We start from the raw sequence: 25555 nt of genomic DNA, 5'->3' as shown, positions 1-25555 counted from the left end.
AGCGAGGTGAGAAGCGAGGCTCATAGAAAACAAAAGAGCCTGCACGGGGCAGGCTCTTGGCAATATCAGATCGGGTGTGATCAGGCCGCTTCGGCAGCCATCTCGGTCGGACGCACCATCACGCCAACTACGCAGGCCAGCAGGGTCGGCATCAACCAGGCGAGGCCCTTGTCGAACAGCGGCAGGAAGGCAAACGCATCCATCTTCATACCCGCAGCACCCAGACCATCCAGGCAACCGAACAGGAAGGCAACCATCAACACGCCACGGAACACCAGACGGGGACGGCCGAAGTAACCTTTCAGGAAGGTGACCAGCACCAGCGCCACGGCAACCGGATAGATGGCAACCAGCACAGGAATGGAGAGGCTGATCAACTGGCTCAGACCCACGTTGGCCACCACGGCACAGATAACGCCCAGCAACACCACCAGCTTCTTGTAAGCCATGCCGGTCAGATTGTGGAAGAAATCGGAACAGGCGGAGATCAGACCGACTGCAGTGGTAAAGCACGCCAGAGTGATGATGGCCGCCAGAATGAACTGACCCGGCTGACCAAACAGGCTCAGTACGTAAGCGTTGACGATGGCGCCACCGTTGCTGACATCGGTCGCCACACCGGCGGCCGTGTTACCCAGCTGGAACAGGGAGACGTACACCACGCTCAGACCAACGGCAGAGATAAGGCCGGCAATGGCCAGATACTTGAACTGGCTCTTGTAATCGTTGATGCCTTTCTGGCGCAGTAGATCGACGATCAGGGCGCCAAACATCAGGGACGCCAGGGTGTCCATGGTGTTGTAGCCTTCCAGGATACCTTTGACGAAGGGGCTGTTCTGATAGTCACCGGACGCATCAGGCATGGAGCCTTGCGGCGCGACAAATACCCCGATAGCCAGAGTCAGCAGCAGCAGCATCAGTACCGGAGTCAGGTATTTGCCGATGGCGTCCATCAGCTTGCCCTGGTTCATGGAGACCAGAATGGCCACACCAAAGAAGATCACGGTATAGGCAGCAAGACCAGCCTGCCCCATATCGCCGATAAACGGCTTGAGGCCCATTTCATAGGCAACCAGACCGGTACGGGGCGCGGCAAAGGCCGGGCCTATGATGATATAGATGGCAACGGCCAGCGCAGTTGCGACACTGGCAGGCAGCAGCTTGGTCATGCCAGACCAACCGTTACCGGCTTTCGCCACGGCCAGAATGGTCACCAGAGGCAGGCCCACGGCAGTGACCAGGAAGCCAAACATCGCCAGGGAGAGGTGCTCACCAGCCATGTAACCGGCCAACGGCGGGAAAATGATGTTACCGGCGCCCAGGTAGAAGGCGAAGGTCATAAACCCTAATCCGAGTACATCGGACAATGTGAGTGATTTCGTCAAGTTCAACCTCGTCTGTCTTGTAAATTATTGCTTGTTATAGTTTTTATCGGTCGCTGACCGGGTGTGTTCAGGGGGTATAAAAAAAGAGCCCCGCATGTTTTTTCATCGCAACCAGTGGTTTTAGCTGGTCTGGAGCGGGCGCTCGATCTGGAACCAGCATAATGGCGTGAAAAAATAGTTCAAGACGAAATTTACATCTTCAAATAGAAGGGGTTGGTCAGTTGGATATATCTGTCGGAATAGGCCCCATCAGCAGAATGGATCACAATTTCACCCCTCTCACACCTGTTTAATCCTCTGCCAAGTAGCAATAAAACACGATTTGCCTCTTTACCCTCTCTGGTGATAACAGCTGTATAACAAATGCCATGCAGATCATAATTCGCCGAAATGCATAAAATTTCATCGGCCATCTCCGTCGGCAGCACCAGCGCCACCTGCCCGTTCGGGCTCAGCAAACGATCGCAGGCCGCCAGTAATGCGTGGCTGTCGAGGGCGCCGGTATGGCGGGCCAACGCCCGCGCCGGATCGCTAAATGACTGGCCTGCCACGAAATAGGGAGGGTTGGAGACGACAAGATCGTAAGGGGCTGCCTGATAATCCTGAATGGCACTCTCTATGATGGTCACCCGATCGGCCCAGGGAGAGGCTGCCGCATTCTCCCGCGCCTGACTGGCCGCATTAATATCCAGCTCGACCGCATCAAGACGACAGTCAGATCTGCTGCGTTGGGCCAGCATCAGGGCGATCAGGCCGCTGCCGGTGCCGATATCGAGCACTCGACGCGCCTGTTCGACCGGCGCCCAGGCACCGAGCAAAATGCCATCGGTACCCACCTTCATGGCGCAGCGATCGTGATTGATATGGAACTGTTTGAAGGTAAATCCGCGACTACGTCCCATCTGGCCCCCGTCATCTGCAAAAATGGTGGGCGATTATAGCGGCTAAGACACACTCACCAATAGGAGCCGACGAGATAATCGCCTATAATCTGCCGTTTCCTTAATGACCGAGTATTGCCATGAGCCAGTCCTTTGATGATTTCGACCTGCACCCAGCCCTCAACCGGGCCTTGGCCGAGATGGGATTCACCCGCCCCACCACCATCCAGCAGATGGTGCTGGAGCCAGCCCTGGACGGCCGCGATATTCTGGCATCCGCTCCGACCGGTACCGGCAAGACAGCCTCCTTCCTGCTGCCGGCACTCCAGCACCTGCTGGACTTCCCGCGCCGCAAGCCGGGCCCCTGCCGCATGCTGATCCTGACCCCGACCCGCGAGCTGGCTCTGCAGGTGACCGCCCACGCCAAGGCGCTGGCGGCTCACACCAACCTCAGCATCGAGACCATCATCGGCGGCGTCAGCCATGAAGAGCAGCTGCCTGCCCTGACCAAAACCACCGACATCGTGGTGGCCACCCCGGGCCGTCTGCTCGAGTACATCGAGAAAGAGGAGTTCGAGAGCCACGACATCGAAGTGCTGGTGCTGGATGAAGCGGACCGCATGCTGGACATGGGCTTTATCAAGGATGTGAACCGCATCGTGGCCGAAGCGCGCTACCGCAAGCACACCATGCTCTTCTCCGCCACCCTGGAAGGGGCGGGCCTTGAGAAGTTCGCCAACGAGATCCTCAAGGATCCGGTGGAGCTGCACGCCGAGCCGCCCCGCAGCGAACGTCGCCCCATCACCCAGTGGATCCATCTGGCCGATGACGCCGCCCACAAACTGGCGCTGCTGACCCATATCCTGAAAGATCCGGAAACCCAGAAAGCCATCATCTTCGTTAAGACTCGCGAGCGTCTGGCGGAGCTCTCCGGCCAGCTGCAGGCTGCAGGTATCTCCTGCGCCTGGATCCGTGGCGAGATGGAGCAGAGCAAGCGTATCGAGTCGATCCGCAAGTTCCACGAAGGGGAAGTGCCCTTCCTGATCGCCACCGACGTCGCCGCACGCGGCATCGATCTGCCGAACGTCAGCCATGTCATCAACTACGACATGCCCTACGGCGCCGATGTCTACGTCCACCGGATTGGCCGTACCGGTCGCGCCGGCAACCGTGGCTGTGCCATCAGCCTGGTGGAAGCCCACGACATGGCGATGGTCGCCAAGATCGAACGCTACACCGAGGAGCGCCTCAAGCGCCGAGTGATCGACGAGCTGCGCCCGAAACACAAAGAAGCGCGGGTACCGGTGAAGAAGAAAAAGCCGGTCGACAAGAAGAAGTCCGCCAAGAAGAAAAAGAAGAAGTGATCGCCTGGCGATAAAGAGAAGGGCCATCCCGCGGGATGGCCCTTCTGCATTCTGAATCACTCTGACGAGTGGTTATGCCACCACTCTGCGCATCCCCATATGGGGGATATCATCTTCGAGATAGCCTTCCCCTTCCGCCACAAAACCGTGTTGGCCATAGAAGCCCTGCAGATGGGCCTGCGCCCCCAGCCAAATGCTGTGGGTCGGCCAGCGCGCCTCGCACGCCTTGACCGCCTCGCCGATCAGCTTATGACCGAGACCACCGCCACGCGCCTTGGGTGAGGTCACCACCCGACCGATGGCTGCACCGCTCTCATCACCGATGCCGGGCGCCATGATCCGCGCATAGGCGGCCTGCAGCTCGCCCTGATAGCCGAGCAGGTGCCAGACCCCTTCGCGGCGATCGAGCCCGTCCAGATCCTGAAAGGGGCAGGTCTGCTCCACCACGAACACCTCGGCCCGCAGCGCCAGCAACTCATACAACTCGTCAGTGGTCAGTTCAGACCAGGGTTTCAGGATCCAGTTCATCGGCAACTCCTTATCAGTTCGGCCTGCCAGCATAATCGTGGCGCCAGCGCCCTGCATTAACCTTTGTTAAGTTCTTTCAGCCGCTTGCGAATGCGACTAAGGCTGATGGGGGTAATGCCAAGATAGGCGGCGATCTGGTGGTCAGGCACTCTGGCATCAAGTGCGGGAAAGCTGTCCAGAAAGTGCTGATAGCGCGCCTGCGGACTGCCGGTGAGCAGCAACTGCTCCTTCTCCTCCTTGATGCGCAGCTGCACCTCCAGCAGGTGCTGGTACCAGCGTGGCCAGCCGGGCAGCTGGCGCAGGTCAGCCAGACTGAACAGCTGCAGATGGCAGGGCTCCAGCGCCTCCACGCTGTAGCGGGCCGGCTCGCCACTGAGCAGGTGGTGAAAGTCGAGAAACTCGTCCCCCTCCCAGTAGAACTCCTTGATGTACTCGCGGCCATCCTCCAGCACCAGCTTGGCGCGCAGCAGCCCCTGCCCCACCCTGACCAGCAGATCCGGGCTGTCACCGGCGTGCCAGAGGCAGCTTTTCGGGCTAAGGGTCAGCGGGCGGGCAAAAGAGAGGAGGCGCGCGGCCTCCTCTCTATCTGCGACCTGCGCCCAATCGAAGGGGGGTCTGTCAGTCAGCATGATTAACCGCGACGCTGACGCACGGCTTCAAACAGGCAAACGCCGGTTGCCACCGAGACGTTGAGGCTGGATACCGCCCCTGCCATCGGGATGCTCACCAGCTCGTCGCAATGTTCGCGGGTCAGGCGACGCATACCTTTACCTTCGGCCCCCATCACCAGCGCCATCGGGCCGGTCAGTTTGGCCTGATAGAGGTCGTGATCGGCCTCGCCAGCGGTGCCGACAATCCAGACGCCGCGCTCCTGCAGCTCGCGCAGGGTGCGGGCCAGGTTGGTGACCTGGATCAGCGGCACCACTTCAGCGGCGCCACAGGCAACCTTGCGCACGATCGGGGTGAGACCCGTGGCCTTGTCCCGCGGCACGATGACCGCATGAGCCCCGGCAGCATCGGCGCTGCGCAGGCAGGCACCGAGGTTATGCGGATCGGTCACACCATCCAGCACCAGCAGGAAGGGCTGGCTCTGTTGTGCCGCCAGTTCGTCCAGCAGGCTGGCCAGATCGTGCTCGGCCAGCTTCGGCGCCTCTTTCACCCGGGCCATGATGCCCTGATGATTGTTGCCCTCCGCTTTGTCATCGAGAGTCTTGCGGTTAACACTCTGCACCTTGAGGCCGAGGGATTCCAGCTCGGCCAACAGGGGTTGCAGCCGGTCGTCATCCCGCCCCTTGAGAGCCCACACTTCGATAAAGCGCTCGGGAGTGCGCTCCAGCAGCGCGGTGACAGCGTGAATGCCGTAGATCAGTTCAGTGCTCATTTAGTGCTCTTGGCCTTATCGCGAGCCTTTTTGCTCGGTCGTCTGTTGCTCGGTTTGGCGCGGCCACCCTTGTCGGATTTGCCGTGATCCTTGCCCTCTTTACGTTTTTCGTGGCGCTGGGCGCTCTTGGCCTTCTCTTTCTTGATCTCGGCCTGTTTGCGCGCCATCTCTTTGGCGTTCTTGCCGGTGGCCTTGAGCGGCTCTTCCACCATCACGAAGTCGATCTTGCGATCGTCCAGGTTCACGCCCATCACCTTGACCCGCACCTTGTCACCCAGACGGTAGCGACGGCGGAAGTTCTCGCCAATCAGCTGCATGTGCAGGGGATCAAACTGGTAGTAGTCGTTGGTGAGGGTGCTGACGTGCACCAGACCGTCGATGTGGATCTCCGCCAGACGGACGAAGAAACCAAAGCCGGTGACGCTGGCGATAACGCCGTCAAACTCGTCACCCACGTGATCCAGCATGTACTCGCACTTGAGCCAGTCGGCCACGTCGCGAGTGGCATCGTCGGCACGGCGCTCGGTCATAGAGCAGTGCTCGCCCATCGGGTCCACTTCTTCCAGCTGGTAGTGATAACCACCGCTCGGGGTCCACTTGTGGCGCAGGTTGCCCTGCTGCTCCTTGGCGGTCTGATACTTGATCGCCCGGTGCAGGATGAGGTCGGGATAACGACGGATTGGCGAAGTGAAGTGGGCGTAGGACTTCAACGCCAGACCGAAGTGACCGATGTTGTCGGCCTGATAGATGGCCTGACGCATGGAGCGAAGCAGCATGGTGGAGAGCAGCTCCGCATCGGGGCGCCCTTCAAACTTGGCAGCCAGCTCGGCAAAGTCTTTCGGCTCGGGCTCGAGGCCGCCTTTAAGCTCCAGACCCAGTTCGGCCAGGAAGTCGCGGAAACCGGTCAGACGCTCTTCGCCAGGACGATCGTGTACCCGGAACAGGGCAAAGGCTTCGTTCTTCTCGATGTAACGGGCAGCAGCCACGTTCGCCTGGATCATGCACTCTTCGATGATCTTGTGGGCATCGTTGCGCACCAGTGGCACGATGCGGTCGATCTTGCGCTGGGCGTTGAAGATGAAGCGGGTCTCCTCGCTCTCGAACTCCACCGCGCCACGCTGGTGACGGGCATGCTTGAGCGCCTTGTAGAGGTTGTTGAGCTCCTCGATATGGCCCACCAGCGGATCATACTGCTGGCGCAGCTTGGGATCGCCATCGAGGATCGCGGCAACCTTGGTGTAGGTGAGACGGGCGTGAGAGTTCATTACCGCTTCGTAGAACTTGTAGCCGGACATGCGACCAGCGGCGGAGATAGTCATCTCGCACACCATGCAGAGGCGGTCTACTTGCGGGTTCAGGGAACACAAGCCGTTGGAGAGCACCTCCGGCAGCATGGGCACCACGAACTCGGGGAAGTAGACGGAGTTGCCGCGCTGATAGGCTTCGGCATCCAGCGCCGTGCCGGGCTTCACGTAAGCGGAGACGTCAGCAATGGCAACCCACAGACGCCAGCCACCACCGCGTTTGGCTTCACAGAAGACGGCGTCATCGAAGTCACGGGCGTCTTCCCCGTCGATGGTCACCAGCGGCAGGGCGCGCAGGTCGATGCGGCCCTCTTTGGCTTTCTCCGGCACCTGCTCACCGAGACCGGCAACCTCTTTGGTCACCTCTTCCGGCCAGGTGTGCGGGATACCGTGGGTACGCAGGGCAATTTCGATCTCCATGCCCGGCGCCATGTTCTCGCCCAGCACTTCCAGTACGGTGCCGACGGCATTGATGCGGGAGGTAGCGCGCTGATTAATGCGCACAACCACGACCTGGCTTTGGCGAGCCCCTTTGTTTTCCCCTTCCGGGATGATGATGTCCTGGCCGATACGGCTGTCATCCGGCACCACGAAACCAACACCATTCTCGACGAAGTAACGGCCGACAATGTCAGCCTCACGGGACTTGAGCAGGCGCACCAGACGCGCTTCCTGACGACCCTTGCGGTCAATCTCGGTCGGCTGTACCAGCACGTAATCGCCATGCATCAGGCGTTGCATCTCTCGGTTGTTCAGATACAGATCCGGACCACCACCTTCCGGACGCAGAAAACCGAAGCCATCCTTGTGGCCGATTACATAACCTTTGACCAGATTCAGGCGATCCGGCAGGGCATAACATTGGTTGCGAGTGAATACCAGTTGTCCATCACGCTCCATGGCGCGCAGACGACGACGCAAGGCTTCCAACGGCTCTTCATCTTTCAGCTTGAGGACCTTGGCCAACTCTTCACGGGACATAGGCTTTTCATGGCCCTTGATGAGTTCCAGGATCAACTCGCGACTGGCGATGGGGTTATCGTATTTTTCGGCCTCGCGTTCGAGGAAAGGATCTTTTTGAGACATAAGCAGGCCTTAGGGTAGGTGGTAACGGTGCCATTATATCGGAGGGGGGGGCGAATGGCATCCATCGGCTGCCTTTTGGCCAATCTCTCTGTCATACTATCTTCAGTTCGCTGGCATGATGAGACACAGAACTCATGAGTAAGGACACATTTGCCCAATCCGCCGCCTATCTCAAACAGGCGGTGCCCTTGATGATCAAGTACCAGATCCCTACGACGCCGGACAATTACCACCTGTGGTACAACTATGTCTCGGCCAGCATGCCCGAGCTCAACCAGGCGATTGATCAGGCAGTCAAAATGCAGGGAACCTGCTCGCTCACCACCTGCGAGCGGCTCTATCACCAGTATCTGGCCGCTCAGGACGAGAAGCAGATGGAGGCGATGAAACTGAGCCTCGCCGCAATGGCCAACGAGCTAGGCCACTCCATGCAGGACGCCATCTCCGATACCGGCATGTTTCAGGAAATGCTCGACAAGAGTTTTGACAAGCTCAGCCGCATTGATGACGAGGGCTTCAGCCTGGAAGACACCATGGGGATCCTACGGGAGCTGGTGCGCGAATCGCGGGATGTGCGCATGTCCACCATGCACTTTCGCAACCAGCTCAGCAATGCGGAGAAAGAGATCAAGGAACTGCGGGCCGCGCTCAACGAGACGCGCAAGCTGGCCAACGAGGATGCCCTCACCAACCTGCTCAACCGCCGCGCCTTCGATCTGGAGCTGGAGGGGTTGATCCGCAGCCAGCACCCCTTCTCGCTGATCCTTGCTGATATCGATCGCTTCAAGAACTTCAACGACGAATATGGGCACCTGCTCGGCGATCAGGTGCTGCGCGCCTTCAGCAAACGGCTGCGCGATGCCTGCAAGGAGGGAGTCACCGCCTATCGGCTGGGTGGGGAGGAGTTCGCCATGCTGGTCCCCCATCGCTCGCTGGCGCTGGCCAGACAGATGGCGGAAAGCATGCGCCGCGCCATCGAGCGGATGTCGATTCTGGATCGCAAATCAGGCCGCCGCATCGACCACATCACAGCCTCGTTTGGCGTGGGCGAGTTCAACGGTCAGGAGAGCGCAGACTGTCTGGTCGAACGTACCGACAAGCTGCTCTACAAGGCCAAGGAGCTGGGGCGCAACCGGGTGATGCCGCTCCCTTCCTGATTTAGTCCCCTGCCCGACCGCAATACCAATGTAAAAAGCCAGTCAGATCAACTGACTGGCTTTTTGGTCTCTCTTGCTCCGACAGGGGCTGTTCATTCCAGCCCCAGTGGAACTCTACTCAGTGTGAAGGATTACTCCTGCACCTCGCTGACACCTTCGACTTTCACATCAACACGGCGATCCGGAGCCAGGCAGACGATCAGCTCACGCTTGGACTTGCTGACACAGCTGTCGCCGGTAACCGGTGAGGATTTACCACGCCCTTCCACATTGATCTTGGCGGCCGGAATCCCTTTACCAACCAGATAGTTGGCAACGGTCTGAGCACGCTGTTCGGAGAGCTTCTGGTTGTAGGCATCGGAACCGATACGGTCGGTGTGACCAATTACGGTTGCCACGCCATCTTTGGGTCGTGCTTCTTCAATCTGGCTATAGAGGCTATCCAGTGCCTGACTGGCCTCTGGCTTGAGGGTCGCCTTGTTGAAGTCAAACAGCACATCGGAGCTCAGGGTGAACTGCTTCTCAACCATCACAGGTGCAGGAGCAGGTTCCGGGGCCGGGGCGGGCGCCACAGGGGCAACCTGACCAAAGCGATAAACCGCTGCCAGCGAGAGCAGGCCATTATCCATTCTCAGACCGGTATCATCGCGGCTGCCATACGGGGTGGTGTACTGATACTCCAGGCGAGCTGCCCAGTCGAGGTTGAACGCATACTCGGCACCCAGTGCACCGACCATGACAAAGCGGCTGTCATCTTTGTAGACATCGCTCTTGGTATCAGCCCAGCCATAACCGCCACCGACACGACCATACAGATCCAGATTATCGGTAACCGGGAAGCCCAGTTTCAGGGTCAGTTGAGCCAGCTGTGCTTTCACTTCATCACTGAAAGCGCCTGCCGCCGTAGTGGCATCGTATTTGTAATTGCCCAGATAATCGTAACCCAGCTCCAACCCCAGATTCTTGTTGATCTGATAACCGCCAAACACGCCTGCACCCAAGGCATCGTTGGTCTCATTGCCAAGCGTCAGGGCATTGCTTTCATCAATGCCGTAAAAGTTGGACCAACCTAGTTTGGCGCCGCCATACCAGGTGTTGTCCTGACCGGCCGCCTGGGCATTGGCCGCCAGCAAGCCGGTAACCAGCAAGGTAATCAATGATTTTTTCATGTTTGAGCCTCTGCAACTTTATGTAGGAGGAGGTTGATTGATATCACCTCGTCTTATAGGTGCAACCACCCAAAAGCGATCGCAGCATATCAACGTTAGCCTATTTTCAAGTCACTGATATCAATTAACAAAAAACACTCTAACGCAACCACGTTACAAAAACAGCAACAAACGTTTGTTATTTGAACTGGATGTGACGCAAAAAGACGCACAAATGAGGGCGGATAGGAGAAAAAGGCCAGCAACATGCTGGCCCGAAGCGATATCAGTGACGAACAAACTCGTAGTGCTGATCGATAAAGTCAGCAACACGCTGGCTCAGTACCTTGTGCACCGTCTTGGTCGGATGCACCTGATCCCAGAACATATGCTCATCGCAGTTGAGAGTCGCTGCTCGCCCTTTTGCCTGCCCGCTCACCACCGCCTGCGCCAGGATCGGGTTACCGGCTATAGCCACTCTTTCGGAGACACTCAAAGCCGGGGTCGCAGCCACCTCGGCGGCGCTGCCGGAGAATGGCTTCCACGTATAGCCGCCACCGTAGCAGGCGTGTTCTGTGTCACTCAGCCCGAACTGCTGAGGATCGCGCATCATCTCGTCAAACTGCTTGTCCACTTCGAATAGCTTCACGATGCCAAGGGGAGCCAGCTCGCGAGTGAGGTTCTGCAACTTCTGGTTGTGGTAGCTGGCCACATGGCGCACCTTCTCCACCACCTTCATGCTGCGGGCTGACGGGGTCTGCCCCAGATCAGGAATGTTGAACAGCAGGATCTGCTGCGCGCCGTTGAGCACCAACCGGTTGGATGCCAGCCGGATGGTATCGATCACCCGATCCGCATCCCGCTCGGTGTTCCAGCCATAGGCCAGATAGTCGTTGGCACCGACCCAGATCACCACCAGATCATCGGGGCGGAACTTGTCCTTTTTCAGGAACTGATCGATCTCGTAATCGAGATTGTTGATCACCTGATATTTGGGATCCCAGGACCAGAAACCGAGCCAGCCGTTCAGAGCCCCCAGATGGTTATAGGCCACCGCGGTTGCACCGCCTTCCGCCTCGTTGGCCACAACTAGACCGGGGAAACGCTCGTCATCCAACTGCTCCAGCCACACCGGGCCGTTGCTGAAGCGTCCGTTGAAGTAGGGTGGGCTGGAGGGAAGATACCCCCGCATCTTCTTGTACATCTTGCCGGTATCGGAGAGGCTGTCGCCAAACATCACGATACGGGAAAAGGCAGGACGTTCGACCGCCTGAACGGTCAATGCCATTAACCCCAATAAACAAACAAGCCATTTTTTCATATTGTTATGCTCTTCGATTAAGCAGGTGAGACCTGCGGACTTCTCCTCGAGTGGCGGCAGGCATGGGAAGAGTCTGCTGCCACTGACTTCTGGTGAAGGCGACAGATTACAGTTCCAGATGAAATCACACATGTTCCGCCACCGATGAAATCGCTTGCGCTCACAAAACAGACAATCACACCAGCCTATTTCTTTCACGCTTGTTTCACATCCCCCCCGGCACAATGCCCCCATACCAACGACAGGAGTATGAAATGAACAAGGCAAGCGCAAGCGTAATCGGACTGTTGACCCTGATGTCTGTCTCCTCTTTTGCCATGGCGGCCTATACCGGCCCGCAAGAGCAGAACAAGGTTTCCGTTGCTCAACTGAAAGATCTGGCCGATGACAACTGGGCCACCCTGGAAGGGAAACTGGTCAAGCACCTGGGCGGCGAGAACTATCTGTTCCGTGATGCCAGCGGTGAAGTGGAGGTCGAAGTGGATCAGGATGTGTGGCGTGGCACCGAAGTGGGCCCGGATGATCAGATCCGCATCCGTGGTGAAGTGGACCACAGCTGGAACAAAACCGAAGTGGAAGTGAAAACCCTGGAGAAAGTGGGCGCGGCCCCGCAGACCAAGGGCGGCTTTATTGCCAAATAAGGCCACTTCAACGACGAACGGGCCAGACGTTAAAAGGGCGCTTGATATCGAGCGCCCTTTTGCATGTTTAACCCAGCGTCACCGCTTAACCGGCCCGACTGGCAAAAGCTCTCTTGAACCCCTTCTCGGCCTGATTGACCTTGTAGAGGTAACGGCGCGCCTCCTCTTTGGGATGTTGCTCCGTCAACACCTGATAGACCGCCTCGGGGGAGAGCCGGTTGATCCGGCCCGGCGCCGCCTTGCGATCGCTGGAGAAGGTATTGAGCACCCCGCCAGCGCCACCGTTATAGGCGGAGATCACCGCATAACGACGGGAGCGCGGATCCTCGATATCCGCCAGATAGACGGTCTGCAACAGGTGCAGATAGGCGGTACCAACATCGATGTTGTAGGCCGGGTTGAACAGCTCCTCCCGGGTCGGCTGGCCGTTCTTGCCCTTGACCCGAACATAGACGTCACGACCGGCGGTAGCCGGGATCACCTGCATCAGGCCATAAGCGTTGGCATGGCTCACCGCATAGGGGTTGAAGCTGCTCTCGGTCTTGATCACCGCATAGATCAGGCTCTCCGGCACGCCGTATTTGCGCGACGCTTCCCGGATGATCCCCGCATACTTGTAGCCCCGTCGATCTTCATGGTTGGCCACCATGGGAATATCGACGAAGAAGATGGTGCGAATCCCCAGAGTGCGCTTCTTCATCGCCGTGTTGAGCAGGTAATCGGCATAACGCTCGGCGCGCCAGGAGGCGCGGATTGGCTGGCGCTGATTGTCCAGCACCTGACCATAGAGGAAAGGCTCACCGCCGGTCAGAATTTCCCGATCGGAGTAAAGATCCACTTCGGCCGGATCGTCCGGCGTCAGCAGGGTCTCGATGATGGCGCGACGCAGGTGAGCGCGGGGATCGATGCCAGATACCGTCTCTACCATGATGTGGCCGCTGGAGAAGTCGATGTGGGCCCGGCTCTTGTACTGATCCGTGTATTTGACGTAGTCAAACTTGCCCGCAAACAGCGCCTCCCGCCCCCATATCTCGTTCACGTTATGGGAGAGCGCGCTGATCATGTGTTCAAAACCGCGGATGTCCTTGCCGTTGACCAGATCGTCATCCTCACTCCCGCTGGGCTTGGGGGAGGATGAGCAGGCAGAGAGAAACAGCAGGGTGCACAGCAGCCAAAAAATTCGGCCCATAGGATCCTCAAACCGGGCAGCAGAGCTGCCCATCATTCATTTGCTGCGACTTCAGAAGCGGTCACGCCAGTGTGGCGCCATTCCCGCACCTGTTCACACGTACAACAGCCGGAGAGCTTACTGGGCAGGCGGGGTATAACCTTCGATCTGCACTTCACCTGCATCAAACAGGTAGCTGACCATCTCTTTTTCCAGCAGTTGGCGATGCTCAAGATTCATCATGTTGAGCTTTTTCTCGTTGATCAGCATCACCTGCTTCTTCTGCCACTCGGCCCAGGCTTCCTTGCTGATGTTGTCAAAAATCCGCTTGCCGAGCTCACCGGGATAGAGTTGGAAATCCAGACCCGGACCCTCTTTTTTCAGGCGTTGGCAAAATACAATACGGCTCATGTTGACCTCTATGGTTGTAACTCTGGATAGGCGAGCAGACGGGCCGTGGCGGCCGCCAGCCCCACCTCGGCAGGATGGCGTAAGTTATACCAGAGTCGGTTATCTGCTTCCATGAGCCGCAGCGGCTGCGCCTCATCAATGTCAATCAGCAGCGGCTGAATATCGAGATGGAAGTGGCTGAAGGTATGGCGAAAACCGGCCAGTTCCCGATAACCGTGATGGCTCAGGCCAAGGGACGCCAGCAGACCCTCCACCTCCGCCAGCGAGGCCACCTGCGGGAAGCAGTAGAGCCCGCCCCAGATCCCCTGTGGCGGCCGCTTCTCCAGCAGCAACTCATCGCCGTGACGGATCAGCAGCATGATGCCATCGCGAGCCGGAATGCTCTTCTTGGGCTTGCTGCTGGGATAGACGGTGGGCTTGCCTTGCGACAGCCCCTGGCAATCGGCCCGCACCGGACAGCGATCACAGGCTGGCTTGCTGCGGGTGCAGATAGTGGCCCCGATATCCATCATTGCCTGATTGTATTGCGCCACACCCAGCTTGGGAGTGAGCCGGATGGCGATCTCCCACAGTTCGTTCTCCACCTGTTTCTGGCCGGGCCAGCCCGGCAGCGCCAGCCAGCGGGTGAGTACCCGCTTCACGTTGCCATCAAGGATGGCATGAGGCTGACCAAGAGAGAGCGACAGCACGGCCCCGGCGGTAGAACGGCCAATGCCCGGCAGCGCCATCACCTCGTCAAAGCGCTCGGGAAAGAGGCCGTGGTGATGATCGCGGATCTGCTGGGCCGCCTTGTGCAGGTTGCGAGCCCGGGCGTAGTAGCCAAGCCCGGTCCAGTGGTGCAGCACCTCATCGACAGGGGCATCGGCCAGCGCCACCACATCGGGGAAGCGCGCCATAAAACGCTGGTAATAGGGGATCACGGTCGCGACCTGGGTCTGCTGCAGCATGATCTCCGAGACCCAGACCCGGTAAGGGGTCTTCTCCTGCTGCCAGGGCAGGGTTTTGCGGCCATGAAGCTCGTACCACTCCAGAACCCGGCTTGCGAAGGTTGATTGATTCACGTTGTTCTCATGTCGTTGATATATGGGGAACTCTGCGGTTCCTTCGGCTCATCTGGCCTGAACGGGCATAAAGTCATCCCGCAGCACAGCGCCAGCTGTCTGGTGCGGCAGCGTAAGGCCTCGTCACGCCCAAGTCAAAGCCGCGCTGACTGGCGCTGCGGGCGGGTGGTGGTCAAGCAGCAAAGCGGTAACAAAGACGATATACTCGGCCCCACGATTGATGACGGGAGAGACGGTTTGCAGACTTATCTGGTTGGGGGCGCAGTGCGGGATCGCCTGCTGGGATTGCCGCAGGGCGACAGGGATCATCTGGTGGTCGGTGCCACCGTGGAACAGATGCTGGCGCTGGGTTTTACCCAGGTCGGTCGTGACTTTCCCGTGTTTCTTCACCCCAAAACCCAGCAGGAGTATGCCCTCGCCCGTACCGAACGCAAACAGGGTCAGGGCTACACCGGCTTTGTCTGCCACGCCGCCCCCGATGTGACGCTGGAGCAGGATCTGCTGCGCCGGGATCTCACCATCAACGCCATCGCCGAGGATGATCAGGGCCAGCTCCACGATCCCTACGGCGGCATCAAGGATTTGGAAAAACGGCTGCTGCGCCACGTATCCCCCGCCTTTGCCGAAGACCCGCTGCGCATCCTGCGGGTCGCCCGCTTCGCCGCCCGCTTCCACGCTCAGGGCTTTACCATAGCGCCGGAAACTCTCGCCCTGATGAGCGAGATGACGGCCGCTGGCGAGCTGGCCCACCTCACGCCGGAGCGGGTCTGGAAGGAGCTGGAAAAAGTGCTGCTGGGGCCGACCCCGCAGATCTTTATCGAGGTGCTGCGCCAGTGCGGCGCCCTGAAGGCGCTGTTCCCAGAGATTGATGCGCTGTTTGGCGTCCCCGCCCCGGCCAAGTGGCACCCGGAGATCGACACCGGCATCCACACCCTGATGGTGCTGGAGCAGGCGTGCCGGATCTCCCCGGAATTGACCGTCCGCTTTGCTGCCCTCTGCCACGACCTTGGCAAGGGAGTGACCCCCCAGGAGTTCTGGCCAAGCCATCACGGTCACGGCCAGAAGGGGCTGCCGCTTATTCGCGCCCTGTGCGAGCGGTTCCGGGTTCCCAACGAGTGCCGGGATCTGGCGCTGCTGGTGAGCGATCTGCATACCCACATCCACATCGCCTTTGAGCTCAAGCCCGCCACCCTGCTCAAGGTGTTCGACAAGGCCGATGCCTGGCGCCGCCCCGAGCGCTTTGCCCAGCTGTTGGATGCCTGCCGCGCCGACTTCCATGGCCGCACCGGTTTCGAGGAGCGGGTCTACGCCGAGCCGGACTATGTGGCCGAAGCACTGGCTGCCGCCCAGGCGGTGCCGGTGAAAGAGATAGTGGCGGCCGGTTACAAGGGAGAAGAGATCAAGGAGCAGCTGGCCAAAAAGCGGACCGATGCCATCAGCCGCATCAAGGATGAGTGGACCTTTATCGAAGAGTAACCTCGGCCCCATAACAGACGGCCGCCCTGATGATGAGCTCCGCAAGGAGAGCATCGCCAGGGCGGCCGTTTTGCATCCAGGTTTATATGTAAAGGGGCGCTAACCCCTGCTGGTGCTGTTATGCCGGACCAATTCGCTCCATCAGGCTCATATGGGATGAGCCATCGTGACGCTTGAGATTCTGGCGATATTCAAACTGGCGCTGGCTCTCCTGCTTGAGCCCCAGCATCAGCGAATAGCACATCGCCAGCATGATCACCGAGAAGGGTAGCGCCGCTATGATGCTGGCCGCCTGCAAGGCTGCCAGACCGCCGGAGACCAGCAGGATGGCCGCAACCAGCCCCTGCCCCAGACCCCATACGGCACGGTGCAGTACCGGCGGCTCCTGATCACCGATGGAGAGCAGGGTGGTGATGACCAGCGTACCCGAGTCACTGGAGGTGATGAAGTAGGTGCAGATGAGCAGGGTTAGCACGGCCTTGGCAATCCAGCCGAAGGTATCCCAGTGCAGCAGCTCGACCGTCTTGTAGAGCGCCAGCGTCACATCCTGATTGACCGCAACGACCACGCCACCACCACCGAACAGCTCCAGATTCATCGCCGTACCGCCAAACACGGTGAGCCAGAACATGCCGAGCAGCGAGGGTACCAGCAACACACCGAGCACAAACTCGCGAATGGTACGCCCCTTGGAGATACGGGCGATAAACATGCCGACAAACGGCGCCCAGGCAATCCACCAACCCCAGTAAAACGCCGTCCAGCTCGACTGCCAGGCCGAGGTGCCGTTGGCTTCGGTGTTGGTCCAGAAGCTCAGTTTGACGATGTTCTGCAGGTAATCACCGATGTTCTGTACATAGGCGTTGAGGATATAGGTGGTCGGCCCCAGCACCAGAAAGAGCGCGAGCACGAAGACACTCAGCCAGATATTGAGCTCGGAGAGGAGCTTCACTCCGCGCCCGACCCCGGAGACCGCCGAGAGGGTGGCGATCAGGCTGATGCCGCCAATCAGCCAGAGCTGGTTGGACTGCGACACCGCCATACCAAACATCTGGTTGAGGCCGGTATTCATCTGGGAGACCCCCAGACCAAGGGAGGTCGCCACCCCGAAGACGGTGCCGAACACGGCCAGCACATCGGCCGCATGGCCCCAAAAACCGTAAATCCGCTCGCCAAGGATGGGGTAAAGCACAGAGCGGATCGCCAGCGGCAACTTGCGCCGGTAGCTGAAAAAGGCAAGTGACAGGCCGACGATCACATAGATGGCCCAGGGGTGCAGGCCCCAATGGAAAAAGGTGAGGCGCATGGCGATCTGGGCCGCTTCCGGGGTCATCCCTTCGGTAATGAACGGATTGCCCTGCAGATGGTTCATCGGCTCGGCGATGCTCCAGAACACCAGACCTATCCCCATGCCAGCGCTAAAGAGCATGGAGAACCAGGCGAAGTAGCCGAACTCCGGTACCTGGTCGTCGTCACCCAGCCGGATGCTGCCAAAACGGCTGAACATCAGGTAGACAGCGAAGAACAGGAACAGGGCGACCACCAAAATGTAGTACCACTTGAACCCGGCAATAATCTGATCCTTGGCACCGACAAACCAGGCGGCCGCGGTATCGGGAACAAATACGCCAAACAGCAAAAACAGGGTGATCACGGTGAGGGCCGTCATGGCCATAGTCGGGTTGAGGCCTTTCAATAGCCCTTTGCTTGCTCGCATCCAGCCTCCTTAGTCGTTGTTGAAAAAGTCTTCGCCCACATGATCACCGGCGCCGCCGATGGCGCGATAGACCAGCTTGCCGGCTGCCTGTTCGCGGTGATCCACCAGCGACACCGAGGGCTGGCCATTCACGGCGTGACGCTTGCCAAGGAAGATGGCCATGGGGACGCCCAGATTGGAGACACCGCTGGTGATCCAGAGGCGATTGAAGTCGTAAGAGCCACCGATGAACTCCAGCTGTGCCAGGCCGGTATCTAGGCCAGTCAGATAGAAGTTCATGGCACTTTCATCAGGGAAGAGATGCACCAGCACGTAGGCGTAGCGCAATTCATTCACCAACTCCTTTAGGTTGAAAGTACCTGTCTCACTGCAAGAGAGGGGTAACTCACCATCATAGTGGTGTACCTTAAGGTTGTTCGGGTCTTCATCATAGGCAGGCTGATAGCGCACAAAAGCCGAGGTATCCGGCAGTTCATAGCGCACTCTGACCACACGTAACTCGGCCACCAGAGACTTGATATCCAGCTCGTCATTCATCATTTCGCTCCTCAAATGTCAGGGTGATTTCCGTGAAATGCCCGTCAACCTAACACAAAATTGATTAGAGCAGAAATTATTACAACAAAAACAATATTGACCTTGTGACGAATTAGGCGGAAAATTTTGCGCCTCTACATAGCCCTCCAATGACGCACACCCCATGGAAAAACATGATGAAGTGCTGGTCGCCCTGCGCCAGATTATTCGTGCCATCGACATGCACTCCAGGCGCTTGATCAAAGAAGCCGGGCTAACTTCTCCGCAACTCTTGCTGCTCAAAGGGATCGACGAGCTGGGACAGATCTCCATGCGTCAGCTGGCCGATCACACCAACATGAGCCAGGCCACCGCCACCACCATCATGGACCGATTGGAGAGCCGCCAACTGGTGCAGCGCGTTCGCAGCAATACCGACAAGCGCAAGGTTCACGCGACACTGACTGATGCAGGCCGCGCCCTGCTGGCCCAGGCCCCGACCCCGCTGCAAGAGCGCTTTATCCAACGTTTTCAGGCGCTGGAAGCTTGGGAACAGACCCTGCTGCTCTCCTCCCTGCAACGCATCTCATCCATGATGAATGCAGACGAAATCGACGCGGCCCCGGTGCTGAGCGTCAGACCCCTCACCGAAGAGCAGGCATAAGCTGCTGAACAATTTCAGGCATAAAAAAAGCTCCCGAAAGGGAGCTTTGTTCTATCAGGGGTCGTAGAGGATTACTCTTCCAGGCTGATCCCGATATTGGAGACGCCATCCTGAGAGGCGAATACTCTGATAGCCAGGATACGATCGCTGTCGCGCTCATGGGCAACCCGCTTGAGCAGCTCGACCTGGAACTCCAGCTCGGCTTCCATGTACTCGTGCTCGTAGAGCTCCTCTTCGGTCAGATCCCGCTCTTCCAGCAGCTCGATAAAACCGGCCACAGTACCGACTGACGCATGGCTGGCATCGTTGGCCTCTTCGCCGACCCGGCAGATCACCGAGTTGTAGGCGCAGCCCAGCGCAACACAGGCATCAAGCGCCGGATAGGCACCGTAGGATTCAAACTTGCGGGGATCCGGAATGTGAGACTCGAACTCTTCGAGAATGGCACCCAGATTGACCCGGGATCCCTTGACGGTGAGGTAGACCCACATCTGATCCAGCGCATGCCGGAAAGCGCCAGCATTGCCAAAGCCGGAGGCCTGACAGAACAGGGCATAGTTGGGGTACATGCGCTCTGCCAGCGCCAGGGTGTAGACGGTCTGTTGCCAAGGCTGTAGCTCGGCCAGTCGCTTATAAAACTTGTCACCAAACACTGGAGTCGGATCCTTTGCAAAATGTGGGGCAGATTGTAGCCCACGAGGCGCGCGGCGAAAACGAAAAAGCGCCCTGGTCGGCTATGTTGCGATATGAAGTCAGGTAAGATGGGTCGAGAGCGGCATCTTGTTGCGCCGCAAATTCTGATAAGGAACAAGAGTATGAGCCAACGTACCCTTCTTTTGCTCAGCCAGGATAATGCTCACTACGAACGGCTGCTCAAGGCCGCCAATCTCCCCCATCTGCGCATTCTGCGAGCCGATAACCAGAGCGATGCCGAGAAGCTGATCGGCGAAGCCCATATTCTGATGGCCGAACCGGCCCGTGCCAAACCGCTGCTGCCCAAAGCCAACAAGCTGAGCTGGTTCCAGTCCACCTATGCGGGAGTCGATGTGCTGCTCGACCCTGACAGTCGCCGCGACTATCAACTCACCAATGTGCGCGGCATCTTCGGCCCGCTGATGAGCGAGTATGTCTTTGGTCATCTGCTCAGCCTGATGCGCCAAATCCCCCTTTATCGGGAGCAGCAGAAACAGCGACTGTGGCAAAGCCACCCCTATCAGGGCCTCAAGGGGCGCACCATGCTGATCCTGGGGACCGGCAGCATTGGCCAGCATATCGCCCATACCGGCAAACATTTTGGCATGAAGGTGCTAGGCATCAGCCGCAGCGGTCGGGAGCGGGCCGGGTTTGATCAGGTTTATCAGCTACCTGCGCTCAACAAGATGCTGGCGCAGGCCGATGTCATCGTCAGCGTGCTGCCAGCCACCCGCGATACCCGTCATCTGTTCAATGCCGCCCGCTTCGAACACTGCAAACCGGGCGCCATCCTGTTCAACGTCGGTCGTGGCAGCGCCGTACACTCGGGCGATTTGCTCACCGCACTGCGTACCGGCAAGCTGGCGATGGCGGTGCTGGATGTGTTCGAGCAGGAGCCGCTGCCCGCCGACAGTCCATTGTGGGGCCAACCCAACCTCATCGTCACCCCCCACAACAGCGCCTACAGCTTCCCGGATGATGTGGCCCAGATCTTTGTGCGCAACTACATCCGCTTTATCGATGGCCAGCCACTGGATGGCAAAATCGACTTCGACAAGGGTTACTAACCCTCACTGCGCATGTAAAAAGGCCCCGCCAATCTGGCGGGGCCTTTCATTTCAGGCTGTGACGACAGGAATCAACCCGCGGCCAGCTCCTTGCGGTAGCTCTTCACCTTGGCAAGGAACTGACGACGCTCCTTGCCGCTGAGCGGTTCAGCCATCGGCAGCTTGGCGGTCATGGCATTGACCGGGCGGTTGTTGATCCGCAGCTCGTAGTGCAGGTGAGCACCGGTCGAGCGACCTGTGTTGCCGGAGAGGCCGATCTTGTCACCCATCTTCACTCGCTGACCGGTTTTGACCAGCAGCTTGCTCAGGTGCAGATAACGAGTAGAGAGAGTACGGCCATGCTTGATGACGATATAAGTGCCCGCCAGCGGGTGGCTGGTTGCCTTCTGGACGATACCATCACCGGTCGCCAGCACTGGCGTGCCCACCGGCACCGCAAAGTCGGTGCCCTCGTGAGGACGCACCATACCGGTTACCGGATGTTTGCGCGCCGGGTTGAAATTGGAGCTGATCCGATAGCGGCTATGGGTCGGGTAGCGGCGGAATCCGCGCTCCAGACTGTTGCCCTGACCGTCGTAATAGTTGCCGTCATCGGAGAGCCAGGCCGACACCGTCTTGCCCTGGCTGGTCACTTCCACACCCAGCAGCTGGCTGTTACCAGTGCTCTTGCCTTCCACCGTCTCCTGGCGTACCAGCACTTTGAACTTGTCGCCCTTCTGCAAATCCTTGGCGAAATTCATTCGCCACTGGAACAGGTTGGCAATTTTCTGGATATGGTTGGCTGGAATCCCCGCATTGCGGGCACTGACATAGAAGCTGCCGTTGATCACGCCGTTGTAACGCTGCGGTTGCCACTCGACCTTCTCATTGATCATGGAGGCGGTATAGGCATCGTCGCTGCGCGCCATCACCAGCGTCTGCTTGATGTTCAGGCGGATTTTGAGTTGCTGCAGGATGTTGTCCTGATCGATCAGCAGCTCGATATTCTGGCCCGGCTTGAGGCGCGCCAGATAGTTCTTGTTGTCCGCGTCCAGCACCTTGTAGAGGGTGGTGGTGGAGAGACCGAGATTGTTAAAAATAGCAGTCAGGTTTTCGCCGTTGCGGACCCGGTAATCCTGCCACTGGGGGGTGGTGTCAACCGGGATGTCGTCATCCGGCGCACTCTGATCAACCAGTTCGTGATCGGGAATTTCGTTAAAGTCGGTGTTGTTTTCGTTGGTTGCCGTACCTGCGGTATCAATGGGCAACTCAAGACGCAGCGGCCGCTCGAGGATGTCACCCGGAGCTGGCAATAATGCCACTGCTGACAGGGTCATGGCCGTCAGCATCAGCATGGCGTAAAAGTGTTTGCGGGGAACCGGTGGTTCCCAATTGGCAGCCTGTACCACCAAGGGACGGAGACGTTTCATCCGCTATCCTGTATTTAGATCTAAAGAGTGTGAGTTGCGATGTCAGTTGTGACAAAACCGTATAAAACTGTTTGTTAGACACAAATAGTTACAAATAGTTCATCACAATCTGCATGAACCTCACATTTTATGCATAACCCGCCCGGATGGGCAGAAATGATCGTCTTTTTTAACCATTTTTTCCTATTTTTAAGAACCGGGTCGGATTCGATACTGAATAGAAACCTAAAATGTTGCGATAACTTTTCCATGGAGTGGATATGTCGTTAGCAAAACTGTTAATCAGAATAATTGTCGTCCTGTTCCTGATCGGTGCAGCGCTGCTGTTTGCACTGGAAGTCACGACGGTCCGCCAATCCATCCTCGACCAGATGTCAGCCAACCTGGAAACCGCCATCACCGCTCTCGGGCTGGTGCTGCAAGGAACCCTGCTCAATGACGACAATGTGCTGGCCGAGACCATCGTCAATGCCATGTTTGATGGCGGTTTCGTCAGCTCGGTCACCCTGATCGATCCTGATGGCCAGTTGCTGTTTCAGAAGGCATTCCACTCTACCCAGCAAAATGTCCCCGGCTGGCTTCCCTCGGTTATCGGCATGCCCCCCGTCAAAATTGAGCAAGAGTTGACCGATGGCTGGCGCATGCTGGGCACTCTGACCCTTGAGGGGCATAGCGGCTACGCCTATCAGCATCTGTGGAATGCCATCAGTCGCACCGGTCTGGCGCTGCTGGCGGGCCTCGTCGTATTTACCCTGATCATCTCCCTGGTGTGCCAACGCCTGCTGCAGCCCCTGGAGCAGATCAACCTGCAGCTGATCCGTATCCGCAAACACCAGTTCAACAGCACCCTGCCCACTCCCTGGTTGCAAGACCTCAAAGAAGTGGCACTTTCCATCAACCAATTGGTTTCCGAACGCAAACGGGATCTGCTGCAACAACGACTCAAGATCACCCAGCTGGGAAAACAGCTGCCACTGACGACCCCACAGCCGCTGCAAGGAGTGAGCCCACTGCCGGAAGGCGGGCAACTGCAAAAATTTGTCTCCACACAAGGGGAGATCGCGCTCTATCAGCGTTTCTTGCCCAGTCAGCCCCTCGGTGCCGACAGCGATCTCGCAACCATCCAGAGCGCCCTGCAACAGTGGCAGCACTCTCATATAGAAGGGGTCTTGCTGCCCCTCTCCCTGCTCAATCACCCGCAATGGTCCGAGATCGCCCCTCTGCTAAGCCAGGGTCGAGGAAAAACACTGGATTGGCGCTGGGATGTAGCCACATTCCCCGCCCACGGCCAGTCTACCTTGGCCGCGTTGCAGGAACAGGGGTGTGAGCTCGCCTTCAGCGCCATTCCCCTCAATGCGGATACCTTCAATCAACTTGACCCGCTCAATCCCATCTTTATCAGCTGTCAGCTGACCGATGCGCCGCTCTACTGGAATCTGCTCTCCCAAACCATGCATGCCGCCGGTTATACCCTGCTGGCAGAATCGGGAGAGTGTCGCGACATCGACAAACTGCGGACCTGGGGTATCGATGGTTATGCCAAGGAGGCGCAATCATGAAGAAGCTCGCCATGCTGTTGCCCCTGCTGTGGCAACCCGGCCTGATGGCTGAAACCGTCACTATCACCACCGGGGGTGAGCAGGGGATTTATCACCAGATAACCAAAGAGTTTTGCCGTCTGGCTCATGAGGTCGACGAGCAACTTGCGTGCACACTGCAGAGCTCATCGGGTTCAATAGAAAACCTGACGCGGCTGAAGAGTGGCGAGACCTCCTACGCCATGGTGCAGTCAGACTGGCTGTATCAGGCAAGCCAGGGCTTGGGTCCTTTTGCCACGCAGCCGCAACCTGAGCTGCGCGCCCTGTTTGCCACCCATGCCGAGCCCTTCACCATAGTGATCCGTGCCGATGGCGATATCACTTCACTGGAACAGCTCAAGCTCGCCCCCATCGACATGGGGTTGAAGAACTCGGGAACACGCCAGACGGCGCTGACCCTGTTCAACATCTTGGGAGCGAAAGAGCAGGATCTCGATCTGAAGAGCATGGCCAACCTGCCGGATGCGCTCTGCAGCAAGCAGATCGACGCATTTGCACTGGTGATGGGACACCCTAACCGGATTGTGCTCGACACCGCCAAACGTTGCGCAGTCAGCTTCCTCCCCATCGATGGGGCCACCCGTGATCAGCTACTCAAGGGGGTCAAATATTACCAACGTAGTCAGGTGCCCGCCCGCATCTACCCCGGCAATCTGAAGGCAACTCCCACCTTTGCCATTGCCGCCACCCTGGTCACCAATGCCACCATGCCGGAAGAGTCTGTCTATCGCCTGACCAAGGCCATGCTGACCCAGCAAACCAAGTTCAATGAGCAAACTTATGGATACGCCAATATGTTTCACCGGGCACGCAATAAAACCGGCCCGGTGCTGAGTATTGAGCAGCATCCGGGCGCAGCGAAATATTTCGATGAGTTGAAGGCGGCGGGCAAGCTATAACTGACGACGAGGAGAGCGCAGTTGCTCGCTGGAGAAACGGGTCTTCATCGATGTCCACTGCGCCAACCGATCGGCACTCCCCGCCAGCGTCCCTTCCCGCCGTGACTTCATGATCCAGATGCTTTTGGCATCGAAACTGTAAACGGGAATGAGGTCGGTACGCTTGCTGCCTGGCAGGATCCGGCTGTTGATGTTGTCGAGCACCAGTGGATCAGCCTTGGGCGTCGGGAAGTAGAGCGTCACCATGTGGAATTGGTTGTAACGCACCGCCTTGACGTAGGCCAGCCGCAGCTTCTTCTCATCCACCCCCAGCTCCATCAGGGTGTAGTACTTGGAGATGCTGTAATCCTCGCAATCCCCACCCCGGGCACCGATGAACTCCAGCGGATTGGCCCAGTAATCCTCATCCCCCCACAGCTTGGGATCCTCGCTGTAGGTGAGATTGTTGAAGTAGTTGTTCACCAGCTCGATCTTCTGCTGGTCGGTTGTACCCGCTCTGGGGGTGAGCAAGCGAGAAAATGCCTCGGCCCGCTGGATGGCCCTGCCACCATACACTTCCTGCAGCTTGGCCCGCAGGTCCGGACTGGCAATATATTCGGAAAGGCGCGAAGCCTGCACACTGGCGCAACATAGCGCCAGTGTGCAGGCCGGGATCAACAACCATTTCATACCGGACACTC

General features: G+C 58.3%; 24 protein-coding genes. 8 read left to right on the top strand and 16 right to left on the bottom strand.

The annotated features are described in order from the left end of the window. Window positions 1-80 precede the first annotated feature (80 nt). Complete coding sequence (gene brnQ, locus AB5Y73_RS16315; protein WP_368148238.1) at window positions 81-1385, bottom strand: branched-chain amino acid transport system II carrier protein; 1305 nt, start codon at window positions 1383-1385, stop codon at window positions 81-83. Between the two features lie 191 nt (window positions 1386-1576). Further along, the gene (locus AB5Y73_RS16310) at window positions 1577-2287 is read right to left on the bottom strand and encodes a tRNA1(Val) (adenine(37)-N6)-methyltransferase (protein ID WP_107682787.1); all 711 of its coding nucleotides are present in this window, start codon (window positions 2285-2287) and stop codon (window positions 1577-1579) included. Between the two features lie 119 nt (window positions 2288-2406). On the opposite strand from AB5Y73_RS16310, the gene srmB reads away from it, so the two are divergent. Next, window positions 2407-3630 (top strand): ATP-dependent RNA helicase SrmB, encoded by a 1224-nt coding sequence (gene srmB / locus AB5Y73_RS16305; protein WP_005343175.1) that lies wholly within the window; start codon window positions 2407-2409, stop codon window positions 3628-3630. Between the two features lie 72 nt (window positions 3631-3702). On the opposite strand, the gene AB5Y73_RS16300 is transcribed toward srmB, so the two are convergent. Genes AB5Y73_RS16300 through rnr form a run of 4 tightly spaced genes read right to left on the bottom strand, consistent with a single transcriptional unit; the run spans window position 3703 to window position 7929 of the window. Then, window positions 3703-4158, bottom strand: a complete 456-nt coding sequence (locus tag AB5Y73_RS16300; RefSeq protein ID WP_107682788.1) for a GNAT family N-acetyltransferase — start codon at window positions 4156-4158, stop codon at window positions 3703-3705. Between the two features lie 56 nt (window positions 4159-4214). Continuing rightward, the gene (locus AB5Y73_RS16295; RefSeq protein ID WP_107682789.1) at window positions 4215-4787 is read right to left on the bottom strand and encodes a Crp/Fnr family transcriptional regulator; all 573 of its coding nucleotides are present in this window, start codon (window positions 4785-4787) and stop codon (window positions 4215-4217) included. A 2-nt stretch (window positions 4788-4789) separates the two neighbouring features. Then, on the bottom strand, window positions 4790-5539 hold the full coding sequence (gene rlmB / locus AB5Y73_RS16290) for a 23S rRNA (guanosine(2251)-2'-O)-methyltransferase RlmB (protein WP_047434512.1): 750 nt from the start codon (window positions 5537-5539) through the stop codon (window positions 4790-4792). Beyond that, window positions 5536-7929, bottom strand: a complete 2394-nt coding sequence (gene rnr / locus AB5Y73_RS16285; RefSeq protein ID WP_005354835.1) for a ribonuclease R — start codon at window positions 7927-7929, stop codon at window positions 5536-5538. Before rnr ends, rlmB begins: the two co-directional genes overlap by 4 nt. A 134-nt stretch (window positions 7930-8063) precedes the next feature. On the opposite strand from rnr, the gene AB5Y73_RS16280 reads away from it, so the two are divergent. Continuing rightward, complete coding sequence (locus tag AB5Y73_RS16280) at window positions 8064-9086, top strand: GGDEF domain-containing protein (protein ID WP_019445736.1); 1023 nt, start codon at window positions 8064-8066, stop codon at window positions 9084-9086. Window positions 9087-9217: 131 nt separating this feature from the next. Here the strand turns inward: AB5Y73_RS16280 and ompA are convergent, their stop codons facing one another. Together ompA and AB5Y73_RS16270 are read right to left on the bottom strand one after the other, a co-directional pair. Next, a complete protein-coding gene (ompA, locus tag AB5Y73_RS16275; protein WP_005335824.1) occupies window positions 9218-10255 on the bottom strand; it encodes a porin OmpA in 1038 nt (345 codons plus the stop codon). A 265-nt stretch (window positions 10256-10520) separates the two neighbouring features. Continuing rightward, window positions 10521-11555: an SGNH/GDSL hydrolase family protein gene (locus tag AB5Y73_RS16270; RefSeq protein WP_107682790.1), complete on the bottom strand. Its 1035-nt coding sequence runs from the start codon at window positions 11553-11555 to the stop codon at window positions 10521-10523. Between the two features lie 254 nt (window positions 11556-11809). Between AB5Y73_RS16270 and AB5Y73_RS16265 the strand changes: the two genes are divergently transcribed. After that, window positions 11810-12196 (top strand): YgiW/YdeI family stress tolerance OB fold protein, encoded by a 387-nt coding sequence (locus tag AB5Y73_RS16265; RefSeq protein WP_107682791.1) that lies wholly within the window; start codon window positions 11810-11812, stop codon window positions 12194-12196. A gap of 85 nt (window positions 12197-12281) precedes the next feature. Here AB5Y73_RS16265 and mltC read toward each other — a convergent pair whose 3' ends face one another. From mltC to mutY, 3 genes are all read right to left on the bottom strand, one after another. After that, the gene (gene mltC, locus AB5Y73_RS16260) at window positions 12282-13385 is read right to left on the bottom strand and encodes a membrane-bound lytic murein transglycosylase MltC (RefSeq protein ID WP_042052484.1); all 1104 of its coding nucleotides are present in this window, start codon (window positions 13383-13385) and stop codon (window positions 12282-12284) included. Between the two features lie 117 nt (window positions 13386-13502). Beyond that, complete coding sequence (locus AB5Y73_RS16255; protein ID WP_107682792.1) at window positions 13503-13775, bottom strand: oxidative damage protection protein; 273 nt, start codon at window positions 13773-13775, stop codon at window positions 13503-13505. An 8-nt stretch (window positions 13776-13783) separates the two neighbouring features. Then, the gene (gene mutY / locus AB5Y73_RS16250) at window positions 13784-14836 is read right to left on the bottom strand and encodes an A/G-specific adenine glycosylase (RefSeq protein WP_107682793.1); all 1053 of its coding nucleotides are present in this window, start codon (window positions 14834-14836) and stop codon (window positions 13784-13786) included. A 237-nt stretch (window positions 14837-15073) separates the two neighbouring features. Between mutY and AB5Y73_RS16245 the strand changes: the two genes are divergently transcribed. Then, window positions 15074-16312 carry a multifunctional CCA addition/repair protein gene (locus AB5Y73_RS16245; RefSeq protein WP_107682794.1) on the top strand — a complete coding sequence of 413 codons (1239 nt, stop codon included), beginning with the start codon at window positions 15074-15076 and terminating at the stop codon, window positions 16310-16312. Between the two features lie 118 nt (window positions 16313-16430). Here the strand turns inward: AB5Y73_RS16245 and AB5Y73_RS16240 are convergent, their stop codons facing one another. Together AB5Y73_RS16240 and AB5Y73_RS16235 are read right to left on the bottom strand one after the other, a co-directional pair. Further along, window positions 16431-18029 carry a BCCT family transporter gene (locus AB5Y73_RS16240; protein ID WP_107682795.1) on the bottom strand — a complete coding sequence of 533 codons (1599 nt, stop codon included), beginning with the start codon at window positions 18027-18029 and terminating at the stop codon, window positions 16431-16433. 9 nt (window positions 18030-18038) lie between these two features. Continuing rightward, on the bottom strand, window positions 18039-18566 hold the full coding sequence (locus AB5Y73_RS16235) for a hypothetical protein (protein WP_069526903.1): 528 nt from the start codon (window positions 18564-18566) through the stop codon (window positions 18039-18041). 163 nt (window positions 18567-18729) lie between these two features. On the opposite strand from AB5Y73_RS16235, the gene AB5Y73_RS16230 reads away from it, so the two are divergent. Continuing rightward, window positions 18730-19209: a MarR family winged helix-turn-helix transcriptional regulator gene (locus tag AB5Y73_RS16230; protein WP_013723454.1), complete on the top strand. Its 480-nt coding sequence runs from the start codon at window positions 18730-18732 to the stop codon at window positions 19207-19209. Window positions 19210-19280: 71 nt separating this feature from the next. Here AB5Y73_RS16230 and AB5Y73_RS16225 read toward each other — a convergent pair whose 3' ends face one another. Further along, entirely contained in the window at window positions 19281-19862 is a 582-nt protein-coding gene (locus tag AB5Y73_RS16225) for a YjaG family protein (RefSeq protein ID WP_005335839.1), read from the bottom strand. Between the two features lie 162 nt (window positions 19863-20024). Here AB5Y73_RS16225 and AB5Y73_RS16220 point away from each other — a divergent pair, with 162 nt between their 5' ends. After that, window positions 20025-20969 carry a D-2-hydroxyacid dehydrogenase gene (locus AB5Y73_RS16220; protein ID WP_005363043.1) on the top strand — a complete coding sequence of 315 codons (945 nt, stop codon included), beginning with the start codon at window positions 20025-20027 and terminating at the stop codon, window positions 20967-20969. Window positions 20970-21040: 71 nt separating this feature from the next. On the opposite strand, the gene mepM is transcribed toward AB5Y73_RS16220, so the two are convergent. Then, entirely contained in the window at window positions 21041-22378 is a 1338-nt protein-coding gene (mepM, locus tag AB5Y73_RS16215) for a murein DD-endopeptidase MepM (protein WP_005354854.1), read from the bottom strand. Window positions 22379-22638: 260 nt separating this feature from the next. Here mepM and AB5Y73_RS16210 point away from each other — a divergent pair, with 260 nt between their 5' ends. Next, window positions 22639-23937 (top strand): LapD/MoxY N-terminal periplasmic domain-containing protein, encoded by a 1299-nt coding sequence (locus tag AB5Y73_RS16210; protein WP_107682798.1) that lies wholly within the window; start codon window positions 22639-22641, stop codon window positions 23935-23937. Continuing rightward, window positions 23934-24875 carry a TAXI family TRAP transporter solute-binding subunit gene (locus AB5Y73_RS16205; protein ID WP_107682799.1) on the top strand — a complete coding sequence of 314 codons (942 nt, stop codon included), beginning with the start codon at window positions 23934-23936 and terminating at the stop codon, window positions 24873-24875. Before AB5Y73_RS16210 ends, AB5Y73_RS16205 begins: the two co-directional genes overlap by 4 nt. Here AB5Y73_RS16205 and AB5Y73_RS16200 read toward each other — a convergent pair. Continuing rightward, a complete protein-coding gene (locus AB5Y73_RS16200; RefSeq protein WP_042052461.1) occupies window positions 24870-25544 on the bottom strand; it encodes a transglutaminase-like cysteine peptidase in 675 nt (224 codons plus the stop codon). The two genes, AB5Y73_RS16205 and AB5Y73_RS16200, sit on opposite strands and share 6 nt — an antisense overlap. Window positions 25545-25555 lie beyond the last annotated feature (11 nt).

Source organism: Aeromonas sp. s7(2024) (assembly GCF_040907825.1).
GTDB lineage: Bacteria > Pseudomonadota > Gammaproteobacteria > Enterobacterales > Aeromonadaceae > Aeromonas > Aeromonas veronii.
This window is presented reverse-complemented; position numbering and strand designations above follow the sequence as displayed.